Source organism: Chromatiales bacterium 21-64-14, assembly GCA_002255365.1.
Lineage (GTDB): Bacteria > Pseudomonadota > Gammaproteobacteria > 21-64-14 > 21-64-14 > 21-64-14.
This window is the reverse complement of the sequence record NCBI01000014.1, coordinates 86,340-98,882: the sequence shown is the minus strand read 5'-3', so window position 1 is coordinate 98,882 and position 12,543 is coordinate 86,340. Positions and strand designations below refer to the sequence as shown.

15 protein-coding genes and 1 pseudogene are annotated in these 12,543 nt (G+C 61.5%); all 16 read right to left on the bottom strand.

Features of this window, described 5'->3' with window-relative positions:
• Nucleotides 1–496, bottom strand: a 496-nt coding sequence (locus tag B7Z66_08625; GenBank protein ID OYV76570.1) for a hypothetical protein, incomplete at its 3' end; no start/stop codon positions are given.
• A complete protein-coding gene (locus tag B7Z66_08620; protein OYV76563.1) occupies nucleotides 480–1,556 on the bottom strand; it encodes a hypothetical protein in 1,077 nt (358 codons plus the stop codon). The genes B7Z66_08625 and B7Z66_08620, both read right to left, overlap by 17 nt.
• Entirely contained in the window at nucleotides 1,556–2,992 is a 1,437-nt protein-coding gene (locus B7Z66_08615; protein OYV76562.1) for a hypothetical protein, read from the bottom strand. The genes B7Z66_08620 and B7Z66_08615 overlap by 1 nt, the downstream gene beginning before the upstream one ends.
• A 124-nt stretch (nucleotides 2,993–3,116) precedes the next feature.
• Nucleotides 3,117–3,638 (bottom strand): annotated as a pseudogene (locus B7Z66_08610) (hypothetical protein).
• Nucleotides 3,639–3,683: 45 nt separating this feature from the next.
• Nucleotides 3,684–3,950, bottom strand: coding sequence for a hypothetical protein (locus B7Z66_08605; GenBank protein ID OYV76561.1), 267 nt, complete (start codon nucleotides 3,948–3,950; stop codon nucleotides 3,684–3,686).
• 113 nt (nucleotides 3,951–4,063) lie between these two features.
• On the bottom strand, nucleotides 4,064–4,306 hold the full coding sequence (locus tag B7Z66_08600) for a hypothetical protein (protein ID OYV76560.1): 243 nt from the start codon (nucleotides 4,304–4,306) through the stop codon (nucleotides 4,064–4,066).
• Between the two features lie 181 nt (nucleotides 4,307–4,487).
• A complete protein-coding gene (locus B7Z66_08595; GenBank protein ID OYV76569.1) occupies nucleotides 4,488–5,423 on the bottom strand; it encodes a GDP-fucose synthetase in 936 nt (311 codons plus the stop codon).
• A 193-nt stretch (nucleotides 5,424–5,616) separates the two neighbouring features.
• Entirely contained in the window at nucleotides 5,617–6,054 is a 438-nt protein-coding gene (locus B7Z66_08590) for a hypothetical protein (protein ID OYV76559.1), read from the bottom strand.
• A complete protein-coding gene (locus B7Z66_08585) occupies nucleotides 6,039–6,434 on the bottom strand; it encodes a DNA polymerase III subunit beta (protein ID OYV76558.1) in 396 nt (131 codons plus the stop codon). The genes B7Z66_08590 and B7Z66_08585 overlap by 16 nt, the downstream gene beginning before the upstream one ends.
• 86 nt (nucleotides 6,435–6,520) lie before the next feature.
• Nucleotides 6,521–6,775, bottom strand: coding sequence for an integron cassette protein (locus B7Z66_08580; GenBank protein ID OYV76557.1), 255 nt, complete (start codon nucleotides 6,773–6,775; stop codon nucleotides 6,521–6,523).
• Nucleotides 6,772–7,899 (bottom strand): GDP-mannose 4,6-dehydratase, encoded by a 1,128-nt coding sequence (locus B7Z66_08575; GenBank protein OYV76556.1) that lies wholly within the window; start codon nucleotides 7,897–7,899, stop codon nucleotides 6,772–6,774. The genes B7Z66_08580 and B7Z66_08575 overlap by 4 nt, the downstream gene beginning before the upstream one ends.
• 87 nt (nucleotides 7,900–7,986) lie before the next feature.
• Nucleotides 7,987–9,417, bottom strand: a complete 1,431-nt coding sequence (locus B7Z66_08570) for a mannose-1-phosphate guanylyltransferase/mannose-6-phosphate isomerase (protein ID OYV76555.1) — start codon at nucleotides 9,415–9,417, stop codon at nucleotides 7,987–7,989.
• 625 nt (nucleotides 9,418–10,042) lie between these two features.
• Nucleotides 10,043–10,651, bottom strand: coding sequence for a hypothetical protein (locus B7Z66_08565; protein ID OYV76554.1), 609 nt, complete (start codon nucleotides 10,649–10,651; stop codon nucleotides 10,043–10,045).
• A gap of 55 nt (nucleotides 10,652–10,706) precedes the next feature.
• Nucleotides 10,707–11,219, bottom strand: coding sequence for a transcription/translation regulatory transformer protein RfaH (locus B7Z66_08560; protein OYV76553.1), 513 nt, complete (start codon nucleotides 11,217–11,219; stop codon nucleotides 10,707–10,709).
• 36 nt (nucleotides 11,220–11,255) lie between these two features.
• A complete protein-coding gene (locus B7Z66_08555; protein OYV76552.1) occupies nucleotides 11,256–11,561 on the bottom strand; it encodes a hypothetical protein in 306 nt (101 codons plus the stop codon).
• Between the two features lie 199 nt (nucleotides 11,562–11,760).
• A complete protein-coding gene (locus B7Z66_08550) occupies nucleotides 11,761–12,492 on the bottom strand; it encodes an orotidine 5'-phosphate decarboxylase (GenBank protein ID OYV76551.1) in 732 nt (243 codons plus the stop codon).
• Nucleotides 12,493–12,543: the final 51 nt, after the last annotated feature.

Here is a 12,543-nt window from a genome sequence, read left to right as displayed (position 1 = left end):
AAAATAAATCTGGGAAACATCGAAAATGCATCCCCTGAAATTTGTTCTCCATCGCCGTCTTATCATATCCGTCATTCGCAAGTTGACGAAACGTTGACCATTGCGGGCGAAATGAGAGTAATGCATTGTTATCGGTGCCCCCCAAATATTCATACGCCGTTAACAGCGAAGCCAGCGCATTTTGCGCCGGGAGACTGTCGTCGTCCAACAGCCATATGAATTCTGCTCTCGTCTGTAAGGCACATTCAAGTGCACGATAAAACCCACCTGCCGATCCCCAGTTCTTACGTAACGTCACAACGCGGACGCGGGCGCCGAAACTCCCATCCGCTAGCTCTGCGATTTTTTCTTCTGATCCGTTATCGATAACCACAACATTTCCGACACCTTGCGCTAATACTCTACGCAGAACTTGTTGTAATAATGCCCAGCGGCGCCCATAGGTAACCGTCGCAACACACACATTTTCCGCAGCAACGCTATGGTCGGCCAGCATCGCAGAACTCTTTCTTGCAATAGACGCTAATAACCTCGCGAATTCCCGGATTCTTGGCTTCCTTCAGCATATCCATGATAACAACGGGCGTGAACGCGTAGACCGGAGACACTTCATATGGATTCCTGCCCCGTGCAAGCGCATGACTAGCAACATACATCAACGGGACTTGAAGCCCGCACTCCCCAGCATCGCTGGGCACGAATCCCGCATTGCGCAACGCTTGCTTAAGCGACGATGATGAGAAAAGCACCAAATGCCGCGGTGGCTCGAGTCCACGCCAATTCGGTCCGAATCGTTTACGCCCCAGACTGTCTATATTCGGTGTTTGGAGCCACAATATACCTTCTGGCTTTAGTAAACGATAAATGTCCGACAGAAGGCTAAGTGGGTCGTGCACATGCTCAATGACATGACTACAAGTTATCATATCGTAGGCTTCTCGTTCGTGCGCCAACACTCTAATATCACCATGTTTCACATCCAAACCACGTGAACGTGCCACGGCAACGGCATCCGAATCTAGTTCTACCCCTCTCGCGCTCCACCCCATGTCCCGCGCAAACGAAAGCATTAGGCCGTTTCCACATCCAATATCTAAAAGCTGCCGTCCGCCTGTCGGCAACTCGCGTAGGTGCTGGATCACTGCATCCGCATGAGCCCGCACAGGTGGAACTGCCGGTATTAACCATTTCCCGATAGATAACGCCGGATAGGCGTTGATTCCAAAGCGGTCCTTCCGATAGCCGTTAACTAACGCACGCATCCAGTGACTCAATCCACCCTTTCCGACGCCGTTAACCGCCACCTCACGGTCGTTATGCGTATAATAGGCTGCATACGCAAGCCCGATAGTCGCCGCCGTAGGCCTCGGATCTAGGTACCCGGAACCGCATCCTTGACACTGATATAGGTTCCAAACGCCCGGGGCGCAGTGGAATACCGTATCCGTTAGGTCTTGGTACAGCAAGACGCGCTCGCTATTCCAACAGACAGGGCACGTCTCCACGCGCTCCAATCCGTTCGTAGGCCATGCCTCAGCTGAGTAATTCGCGTCCATTATGCGATTTTTCTAATTTGGAACGCAGCGCCCGCGACCACGCTTCCCGCTACGCCCAGTAAAAACAGACTCAGCGCAACGGGTTCAGACAGATGGTCTTCGAAGAAGAGCGCCGCAAGCAATAGGAGGGTACCACTCGCTAAAAATAATAGCGCACGATAACTTTCTCTGCGCTGAATCGGATACAATCTTATCGCCGCAACGAAAAGCAAAACGGTATCAAGACTGACACGCGATGTCCACGCAATAGCGACACCTTCGATTCCGGAAACTGAGATTCCCACAATCAACATCAAAACATAAACGGGCAGCTCGAAAAAATGAAATTTTGCAGTAAGATCCGAACGGCCGGCACTTAGGAGAAGATTATATGGTACATGGGCAAACCCGTTTATGAAAACACCTACCACTAGCCAACGCCATACCCGAAAGCTATGCCACGCCATTTCCGGACCCACCCACCACGCGAGTATTTCCTGGGCAAAGAGCATAGCCACCAACAATCCGGGAAACCACGCCACCAACAAAAGGTTCGTGACAGTACGCACAATGTGCGACAGTCGCGCAGTCGATACGGTATGCGCATTCGTCAGGGCTGGAAACAGTGCACCCATCATGGCCACTGGTAGGGAAGTTAAACGCACAATTGCGTCGTATGGAACCGTGTAATACGCGACGGCCGTAACGGACAAGATGGCGCCAATATAAAAACGGTCAAGATATGTCATCATTGGACCAAGTACGTTCGAAACGGTTAACCATCCTCCAAAATGAAACAACGAACGCAGGTCAGACTGACTGCAGGATGAACTAGTAGGCACACGTTCTCGCGCATCAACAAGCATGGCAAGCGAAATGCTCGCCGCAATACGTACTACCAGCAGAGAGAACAGTACCCATTCCAGGTCATGCGTGTATATCGCCACCCCGAGTGGGGCCAAGAAATACGCCACCCCCGTCGGAATCCGAACCAGATTGACGTGTGCGAATCGCTCCCGGCCCTCGAGCAACGCGATGCGCGAATTCGAATAAAGCATGAATGGAGCACATCCAGCTAGCCAAAAAAAGCCAATTCGAGCTTGCGCGTGCAGGTCTGCGGGGATTTTAATGGCGTCCCCGACCAGCCACGGAATAAGAGCTACAATTAACAACATCCAACCTATACCGATGGCTACCATAATTTGTGTGGCACGTCGCGCGAGCACGAACTGTCGTGCGACCGGTACGTCTTGCCCAATTTGCTCGGCGATAGCGCGGGTCAGTGCGCGCCCGAGCCCAAGATCGAGCATTCCGATATAGCCGACTAACATCCACCCTAGGGATAGGATCCCAAACCGTTCCGCCCCTAACCGCTCTAACAGCTGGGGAATCGCCGCCAGACCAGCCAGCATCGGCAACAAAACCCCGAGCACGTTCCAAAGGATGTTGCGGCGCATGCGTCAGATTGCGAATGGCTTACGAAGGTTCAAAGTTACGTGCTTTGATAAATAAATGAGTTCGGTGAAATTGCATCGGCGTACAGCACGATCGCATCTACGCGGCCGCACCGTCCCAGCTTGGTTAAAATGTCGTCAGTGCCGAGAAATACGATTCAACCGTTCGACGGATACCTTCCGGAAGTGATGTCGTCGGCCGCCATCCGAGTCCGCGTAGTTGGCCCACGTCCAGCAGCTTACGCACCGTGCCATCAGGTTTGCTGGTACCGAATACGAGTTCCCCTTCAAACCCCACCGCAGCGCGGACCAGCTCCGCCAGCTCACGGATGATGACGTCCTCGCCGACCCTGACGTTGACGCCCCCCCGCCATAGCGCTCCAGGAGAAACCGGCAGGCGTCGGCGAGATCGTCCACGCGCAGGAACTCGCGGCGCGGGCTTCCGGTGCCCCATACGGTGACGCTCGGCGCCCCGCCCCGACTCCTTGGCCTCATGGAATTTTCGGATCAGCGCCGTTAGGACGTGGGAGATAGTCAGGTCGAAGTTGTCCCCGGGCCCGTAGAGGTTGGTCGGCATGGCGCAGATCGCGTTGAACCCGTATTGACGCCGGTAGGTCTGGCACATCTTGATGCGGGCGATCTTGGCCACAGCGTACCACTCGTTGGTGGGCTCCGGCGAACCACTCCATGTAAATCACAGCATCTTAAACCCCGCGACACCCTTCGCGCGCTTATCGAAAGACCCGGTTTCACCGCAACCGTGAGCGGCGTTGCGGTGTCCGATCAGGCAGTCCGTAAATCCGGCAGCCGATCGACGATAATCGTGCAAGGCGGCCAACGCCACGTCGGCATCCTCCACCTCAACCTCGTGGGTGGACAATAACCGTTCCAGAGCACTGATAATAGCCTCCTTATCGTATCCGTAGGCTGACTCCAGCACCCAAACGACTTCGCTCAGCACGATGCAGTTGACATAACTGGTGCCGGACTCGAGGTAGCGTTTGGCCTAGGCGGCCTGAGCCTCGTCGTCGACCACCAGATAGCGGATGAGCACGTTGGTATCGAGTCCGTTCATCACGGAGCCTTGACGCGGTGACGGATTGCCTCGTCCATCGACTCGACCGCGACAGGCTTGCGGCCTTTGCGGCGCAGCAGGCCGTACAGCTCACCGATATGATGCCTGGCAGCTTCCAAAACGACCTGGCCATCATCTGCGATCCTAAACCGCACCTTGTCTCCACGATTGAGCTTCAACCGCTCGCGAATATCGCGCGGGACCGTGATTTGTCCTTTGGAACTCAACCGGGCTTCCGACATGGCGCACCCCTGATAGGCGGGAATAATCCTTACCAAGCGTAAGTATCCGTAGATCCACTGTCAATGCGGGGTGGAACTGTGGCGTTGTCCCGGACATATTGGTAAATCGAAGCATCCGGTAACATGGCATCGAGGTACGCCCCGTGAGCACCCGGGCGGCCACAGTACCGACGCGTCCCGGTCAAGGGGTGGTCGCCACCGGGGAATACGATTCAACCGTTCGACGGATACCTTCCGGAAGCGATATCGTCGGCTGCCAACCGAGTCCGCGCAGTTTGCCCACGTCCAACAGCTTGCGCGGGGTACCGTCCGGTTTACTGGTATCGAAAACGATCTGGCCCTCGAAGCCCACCGCTCCCCGTACCAGCTCCGCCAGCTCACGGATGGTGACGTCCTCGCCGACCCCGACGTTGACGATCTGCTCGCCGTCGTAGTTCCGCATCAAGAACAGACAGGCGTCGGCGAGGTCGTCGACGTGCAGGAACTCGCGGCGCGGGTTTCCGGTGCCCCATACCGTGACGCTTGGCGCCCCCGCCTCCTTGGCCTCGTGGAACTTGCGGATCAGCGCCGGGAGGACGTGGGAGGTCTTTAGGTCGAAGTTGTCGCCGGGACCGTAGAGGTTGGTCGGCATGGCGCAGATGGCGTTGAACCCATATTGACGCCGGTAGGCCTGGCACATCTTGATGCCGGCGATCTTGGCCACCGCGTACCACTGGTTAGTGGACTCCAGGGCGCCGGTGAGCAAATATTCTTCCTTGATCGGCTGGGGCGCAAGTTTCGGGTAGATGCAGGACGAACCGAGAAACAGGAGCTTCTTCGTGCCCGAGTGGTAGGCCGCATCGATGGCATGCGTCTGGATCAACAGGTTGTCACGGATGAAGTCCGCGGGATAGGCGTCGTTGGCGAGTATCCCGCCCACCTTGGCGGCCGCGAGGAATACGTATTCCGGGCGGTGCTCCTCGAAGAATGCCCGGACCGCGGCGCCGTCCGTCAGATCGAGCTCCCTATGGGTCCTGGTCAACAGATTGGTATGGCCATGTTGCTCCAGTACGCGGCAGATCGCGGCCCCCACGAGCCCACGATGGCCAGCGACGTAGATGCGCGAGCGTGGATCCATCGGTGCCGCCGGCGCGCTCATTCGTGCCGGTCCGGGACGGTGAAACCGGCGCTGCGGCAGAGTTCGTCGCGGCACGCGGGGGCCAAGGCCGGAGCGGCATCCCGTGCGGTGGCGGGGGCGGGCCGGGCAATCCATCCGCCCAGGCGATTGTCTGCATCCACGCTGCGCGTGGTTCGCGCTCTATCCAATGCGCTCATTTCTCAGCACCCCCCTGCGGTAGGCGGGTGAAGTCGACGACCGCCTGCGCATACGCGCTGAAGTCGCCGAGTCGCGTGGTGGCGATCGCATGGACGATCTGCCAGTCGATGGCCTGGTAGTTGTGCACCGCGATGTTGCGAAACCCGACGGACTTTTTCAAACGGGCGGCCAACTCGTGGTTGATGCAACCAATCTCGGACAGGGCATCGAAGGTTCCCCCCATCGTGTCGGGCGCCGCGATATTGCTATAGGCGATCAGGTGGGCACCGATATCCACGCAGAGCTGCACCGCCCGGGTAAGATTGATCGCTACGATGTCCTGGGCATCCACGTCCTTTACTAGCGCCGCGGGCTCCCGCGGGCATTTCTCCTGTACGCGCTGTATGCTCCGCCGCAGGGCCTCCAGCTTTTGCTCGACTATTTCCCGATCCATGCGCGCCTCCGCTCGGCCAGGATCCGGCGCTGGTAGGGCATGAAATCCGCCTCCGCGAAGACATGGCGCTTGATGAGTTCGGCGTACGCAGCGTTACTACCGAAAATGCGCCGACCCCCTTTGAGGATTTGCCCCAGCAGCGGTTCCCCCACGACATGCAGGTCGATCAGATCGACTGGCCGCCCCGTCGCCTCGGCCACTTCGCCGATGAGGCGCATCCGCTCCGCCACGCTCAGCGCCCGCCCGGCGTCGACGGCCAGATCAATATCGCTGTCGGGATGACCCCGGCCGGCAGCCAGCGAGCCGAACACCACCGCCATCCGGAGATCCGGATGGCGGTTGAATACGCTTAGCATTAAATCCAGAAGGTTTTGATCCATTTTACTTCAACCTGATCGGTGCTGAATTCCTGCTACAACCCGGCGTGATCTCACGTTGCGAGCACCGCGCTCGTATGGGTTATCTGTTACTTCGCCTGAAGCGGAAACCGCTCGGGGTGTGAAATGATTTCTTCTGTTAGATCGACGTCCAGATCCGGCCAGTAATAGTGCCCCGGAGTCGGTTCCTCAACATTCAGGATTTTTCCCATAGCCACGTCCGCGAACCACGGGAAGTTGTCATAGGGCATGAACAACTCACGGTCACCGGCCAGTAGCCAGACACCGTGATTTGAAATGTGCGTGACCTCAACCGGGGGAGTGCTTTTGCCAAGCGCGCTCATTCGTGCCGGTCCGGGACGGTGAAACCGGCGCTGCGGCATAGTTCGTCGCGGCGCGCGAGTTCGAAATCGGCATTGATCATCTCGCGCACCAACTCCGCGAACGATAGTTGCGGGCGCCAACCGAGCTGGTCGCGCGCCTTGGCCGGATCGCCGAGCAGGGTCTCGACCTCGGTGGGACGGAAGTAGCGCGGATCGACGCGCACGATCACCGCCCCGGGGGCGAGGCCCTGCGGCAACGTGTAGCGGCCGGCGGGGTCTACCGTCTCTACGGTGCCGGTCTCCGCGCGGCCGGAACCCTCCCAGCGCAGCCCGATACCGAGCCCGCGCGCGGCGGAGTCGACGAACTCGCGCACGCTGTGCTGCTCACCGCTGGCGATAACATAGTCCTCAGGGGCCTCCTGCTGGAGCATGAGCCACATCATCTCCACGTAGTCGCGCGCGTGCCCCCAATCGCGGCGCGCGTCGAGGTTGCCGAGATACACGCAGTCCTGCAAGCCCAGGGCGATGCGTGCCAGCGCGCGGGTGATCTTGCGGGTGACGAAGGTCTCCCCACGGATCGGGCTTTCGTGGTTGAAAAGTATCCCGTTGCAGGCGTAGATACCGTAGGCCTCACGGTAGTTGATGGTGATCCAGTAGGCGTAGAGCTTGGCCGCCGCATAGGGAGAACGCGGATAGAACGGTGTGGTCTCCCGCTGAGGCACTTCCTGTACCTTTCCGAACAGCTCCGACGTGGAGGCCTGGTAGAACCGGGTGCGCTTCTCGAGCCCCAGGATGCGGATCGCCTCCAGCAGCCGCAACGCGCCGAGCGCGTCGGAGTCCGCGGTGTACTCGGGTTCCTCGAAGGAGACCGCCACGTGGCTCTGGGCCGCCAGGTTGTAGATCTCATCCGGCTGCACCTGTTGGATCACCCGGATCAGGCTGCTGGAATCGGTCATGTCCCCGTAGTGGAGGATGAACCGGGGGTTGGCGGTGTGGGGGTCCTGGTAGAGATGGTCGATCCGGTCGGTGTTGATCAATGAGGTCCGGCGCTTGATGCCGTGGACCTCATAGCCCTTCCCCAGAAGGAGTTCGCCCAGGTACGCCCCGTCCTGTCCGGTGATGCCGGTGATCAATGCCTTCTTCATCGTTCGCCCGTGGTGGTTGGTTGGTGGTTCATCCAGCCGGCGCGATGGGCATGATACGCCCGCCGCGCGGATCCGGTACCGGTTCGGTCAGCAACGCTTGTACTTGTCCTCGAAGCGCACGATATCGTCCTCGCCGAGGTAGCTGCCGGATTGCACCTCGATGATCTCCAGGGAGATGGTGCCCGGATTTTCCAACCGGTGCCGGGTCCCCAACGGGATATAGGTGGACTGGTTCTCCGTCAGCATGAACACTTCTTCGTCGCGGGTCACCCGGGCGGTGCCGGTGACCACGATCCAGTGCTCGGCGCGGTGGTGATGCATCTGCAGGGAAAGCGATGCGCCGGGGTTAACGGTGATGAGTTTGACCTGGAACCGCGGCCCGGTGCAGATCCCCTCGTAGGCGCCCCACGGGCGGTAGACCTTGCGGTGGACCTTGTGTTCCTCGCGGCCCTGGTCCTTGATCTGCTGGACGATCCCCTTCACCTGCTGGGCGTGGTCCCGGTGCGCCACCAGTACCGCATCGGCGGTCTCCACGATCATCAGGTCCGTCACCCCGACAGCGGCCAGCAGCCGGTGTTGGGAGATCATCAGGGAGTTGGTCACCTGTTCGGTCATGACATCGCCCTGCACTACGTTGCCGGACGCATCGCGCGGACAGACATCCCACAACGCCGGCCAGGATCCGATGTCCGACCAGCCGGCATCCAGCGGGACCACCGCGGCCGCCGCGGTCTTCTCCATGACCGCATAGTCGATGGAGTCCCCGGGGCAGGCGGCGAAACTCGCCGCGTCGACGCGGTAGAAATCCTCGTCACGGCTGCCCTGCTCGTAGGCCGCCCGCGCGGCGCGCGCGATGTCCGGGCGGTGCGTCTCCAGCTCTTCCAGCCAGCGCGCGGCGCGCATCACGAAGATGCCGCTGTTCCACAGGTATTCGCCGGAGTCCAGATACGCCTCGGCGGTGGCACGATCCGGCTTTTCGACGAACTCGGCCACCGCGTAGGCGCCCGGCAGGCCGTCGCGCGCGGCGCGGATGGCTGTCCCCTTGCGGATATAGCCGTACCCGGTCTCCGCGCCCATCGGCACTACCCCGAAGGTGGCCAACCGGCCCTCTTGCGCAAGAACGGTGGCCTCGCGCACTGCGGCCTGGAAGGCCGGGGCGTTGAGAATCACGTGATCCGCGGGCATCACCGCCAGCACCACGTCCTCGCCCCCGGCACAGGCCGCATGGGCGGCGATCGCCAGGGCCGGCGCGGTATTGCGACCGGCCGGTTCCAGCAAGATGAGACCGCCGGTGCGCCGGAGCTGTCGCAACTGCTCCGCCACCAGAAACCGATGCGCCTCGTTGCACACCAGGATCGGCGGTGCCAGCTCCGGGAGCCCGTCGAGCCGGCACACCGCCTCCTGGATCAACGGCCGGTCCGCCACCAGGGGCAACAAGGGTTTGGGGTAGTATTCCCGCGATAGTGGCCACAAACGGGTACCGGAACCGCCCGCCAACACCACCGGCTGCAACTTCATCGGATATCTCCCGGGGTGGGCTTGCGCCGGTTCGAAGGTACTGGCGCACATCGAAGCGCGGCGGTAAAGCCAACTACGACGGCGCGCAGGGCGCGCGTCCCACCGGTGACGCGCGCCGTTCCCCCCGGGTAGGATCCGGAAAATCCTCTGATCCGCGGATTCATTTTGGTGAGATCTCTCATCGAGTCAGTGGTATCCGTCCGCGGCCGGCCCGAGTGCGTATGGCACTTAAACTCCGGGCGTTGAAGCCGGACCAGACGGTTGAATTGAGCCACGAAAACCTCGGAAACCTCATATCTTGATCGGTCGGTTCCGCAGCGGTTGTGGCGTTCGGTCGTCTGGATGGAGCGCAGCGCACTCCTCGGGACCCGCCTTCCAGCCCGGCGCGATCCCCGGCTACGGCCTGCATCCACGCTACGCAAGCGATTCGCGTTGAAATCAGCGCGAACCGGAACCGTGATGATAATACGCCCGGTTGGATTCCACCAAAGGCCGGGAGCCGGCCCTAGCCGCGGGCTGGTGTAATGTTTAGGCACGCTACCGCCCCGTCATGCCGCGCGCCCCTCGGCATAACCGCCACCGGACCCCGCAGGGCCAACAAACCCCACTGCCCTCAATCCCGGGGCTACCGCCCCTCCGCCACCGGGAGGATATCGGGAACCAACACCGGCTGGCCGCCGAAGGCCGCCACGAGCCGATCATGACCGGCCTGGGCGTTCGTGACATCCGTCAGCAGACAGGCATCGTGACGGGGGGCAGCCCGCGCTTCGCGGTATACCGGCCGGCCCAGAAACTGCGTCCGATCCGTATCCGGGTCGAAAGTCCCCACCACGTTGAGTCCCCGCTCCACCGCACGCACCGATGCAATCTCCGCCAACTCGGAGACACCGGCCAGCAGCAGCCGGCGCCAACCCTGGGCGTCGCACACCCGCAGCGCCCGGTCGCAGGAAGTGGCCGCGCGCCGGTAGAAATCGAAGGAGACTTGAAGATATTGGCCAGTAAGCCGCGCCTTCTCGGTGAAGCCTTTCGGGGTCAGGTAGTAAAGGTAGCGGTTGGCTGGCGCGTGCTGGACCTTGACGTATCCCTTGCGGATACAGCGTTTGAGGTAGGAATTAGCCAAGCCCAGGGCCACTCCCAGGTGGCGCGCCAGGTGGCGCTGGCTCACATCGGACTCGTGCCCGATGGCCTCCAGCAGCGCCCGGGTCAGTTCCTCCTCCCGCCCTATCGCGTTCATGGGATGAACACTATAGGGACCTCGAAATGTAGGGTCAAGCGCGGCTTACGTGATATCAACGCAGGGGTTCCAGGTAGGCGGCGTCCAACTGCACCGGGGTATGTTGCCCGCACACGTGGAGCAGCACCGTCACCCGATCCCGCCCGTTGGCCCCGTGAAAGATGCCTTCGTAGCCCGCCAGGGGACCGACCACGATGCGGACCCCCGCACCGGGCCGAAAGCCCGGTGCGGGCAAGTCCTGTACGCCTTCACCATCTTCCCGCGAGCGCAGCAGAGCCACCAGCGAATCGGGGACCCGGGCCAACGCGGCGCCAAAACGCACCAGGCTGACCACCCCCAGGGTGGAGCGGATCGGCCCCCAATGATCCCGCTCGGCGTCGAAACACACGAACAGGTACCGGGGGAACATGGGCTCCACAGTGAGCACCGCCTGTCCACGGCGGCGCCTGCGTTGCCGGACCAACGGGAAGTAGGCCTCAAAACCCTGCCGGCGCAGGTTCTCCAGCGCGACGCGTTCCTGGCGCGGTTTGCCATAGACCAAGTACCAGGATTTGCGGTTGGATGTCATCGAACACCGTCCGGCAGTGGCACGCCGCGATCGCGGCTACTTCTTGTGGTCCGACTCGCGGTCCGACTTGGGGTCCGGGCCTACGGTCAGCCGATCCCGGTTGCGCTCCAATACCCGGGGTCCGACCCCCTTGATCGCGCTCAACTGGTCCACTGACGTAAACCGACCGTGGGCTTCCCGGTAGCGGACGATGGCCGCGGCCCGGCCGGGACCCACGCCGTCGATGCCAGCGGCCAGAGCCGGTGCATCCGCCTCGTTGATATTGAGCGCACCGGCGAAACCGGACCCGGGAAGCACGCACAGGAAGAGCGTGAACAGCGTCGTGCGGAATGTGTGTGACATGGCAGTTCCCTCCTATGGAAAATGGGGTGATTCCACCCCGCTACGTTCCTTGTATTGCCGTATTGCCCGGAAGGGCGGTGCTGCCGCGCGGCCGATCCATTCCTGAATCGTGTCGTACTGCGGACCCCGTGCCCCGACCTTCCCGGCCAGACCACAGCGCCCACCTCCTTCCGTCTGCCGATCCTAACATCCCGGCGGATCATGTCAATGCGTCGATCTCCGTCTGGATGGCCGCCAACGCCGCAATGGGATCCGGGGCCTGAGTCACCGGACGGCCCACCACCAAGTAACTGGCCCCCGCCTGTAGCGCCTGGGCGGGGGTCATGATGCGCCGCTGATCGTCCCGCCCGCTCCCCACCGGGCGAATCCCGGGGGTCACCAGCAGGAACCGGGGACCAAACTCGGCACGCAGCCGCGCCGCCTCCGCGGGCGCGCAGACCACACCGTCCAGTCCTGCGGCGCGCGCGAGGCGCGCGAGCCGCAGTACGTTTTCCTCCGGCCCGCCGTTGAGCCCGACCTCCGCCAACTCATCGGCACCCACGCTGGTCAGTACGGTCACGCCCACCAGAAATGGCCGCTCCCCGTGCCCAGCCAAGGCATCCCGCGCCGCCTCCAGCATGCGCCGCCCACCAAGGGTGTGCACATTCATCATCCATACGCCGAGATCCGCCGCAGCGGTGCAGGCCTGGGCCACGGTGTTGGGGATATCGTGGTACTTGAGATCCAGAAACACGTCGAACCCAGCGGCCGTGAGACGCGCTACCACTTCGGGACCGGCCCGGGTAAAGAGTTCCTTCCCCACCTTGAGGCGGCAGTGCCGGGAATCCAGCCGGCCGGCCAGGGCGAGGGCGGTCCTGGAGTCGGGGCAGTCCAGGGCCACGATGATCCGCGGGCCTTCGATGCGGAACGGGGACGACGCGGCGGCGTTCATTTTAGCGATACCCTCCTGACAGGGCGCCCGTGCTGCGCGGTGGGACTTGCG

Bases quoted from the DNA above. Each gene is read 5' to 3' on its own strand.
- B7Z66_08615 (OYV76562.1), bottom strand. From the start codon at position 2,992: ATGCGCCGCAACATCCTTTGGAACGTGCTCGGGGTTTTGTTGCCGATG.
- B7Z66_08590 (OYV76559.1), bottom strand. From the start codon at position 6,054: ATGGATCGGGAAATAGTCGAGCAAAAGCTGGAGGCCCTGCGGCGGAGC.
- B7Z66_08585 (OYV76558.1), bottom strand. From the start codon at position 6,434: ATGGATCAAAACCTTCTGGATTTAATGCTAAGCGTATTCAACCGCCAT.
- B7Z66_08550 (OYV76551.1), bottom strand. From the start codon at position 12,492: ATGAACGCCGCCGCGTCGTCCCCGTTCCGCATCGAAGGCCCGCGGATC.
- B7Z66_08555 (OYV76552.1), bottom strand. From the start codon at position 11,561: ATGTCACACACATTCCGCACGACGCTGTTCACGCTCTTCCTGTGCGTG.
- B7Z66_08595 (OYV76569.1), bottom strand. From the start codon at position 5,423: ATGGATCCACGCTCGCGCATCTACGTCGCTGGCCATCGTGGGCTCGTG.
- B7Z66_08600 (OYV76560.1), bottom strand. From the start codon at position 4,306: ATGTCGGAAGCCCGGTTGAGTTCCAAAGGACAAATCACGGTCCCGCGC.
- B7Z66_08620 (OYV76563.1), bottom strand. From the start codon at position 1,556: ATGGACGCGAATTACTCAGCTGAGGCATGGCCTACGAACGGATTGGAG.
- B7Z66_08580 (OYV76557.1), bottom strand. From the start codon at position 6,775: ATGAGCGCGCTTGGCAAAAGCACTCCCCCGGTTGAGGTCACGCACATT.
- B7Z66_08565 (OYV76554.1), bottom strand. From the start codon at position 10,651: ATGAACGCGATAGGGCGGGAGGAGGAACTGACCCGGGCGCTGCTGGAG.
- B7Z66_08570 (OYV76555.1), bottom strand. From the start codon at position 9,417: ATGAAGTTGCAGCCGGTGGTGTTGGCGGGCGGTTCCGGTACCCGTTTG.
- B7Z66_08560 (OYV76553.1), bottom strand. From the start codon at position 11,219: ATGACATCCAACCGCAAATCCTGGTACTTGGTCTATGGCAAACCGCGC.
- B7Z66_08575 (OYV76556.1), bottom strand. From the start codon at position 7,899: ATGAAGAAGGCATTGATCACCGGCATCACCGGACAGGACGGGGCGTAC.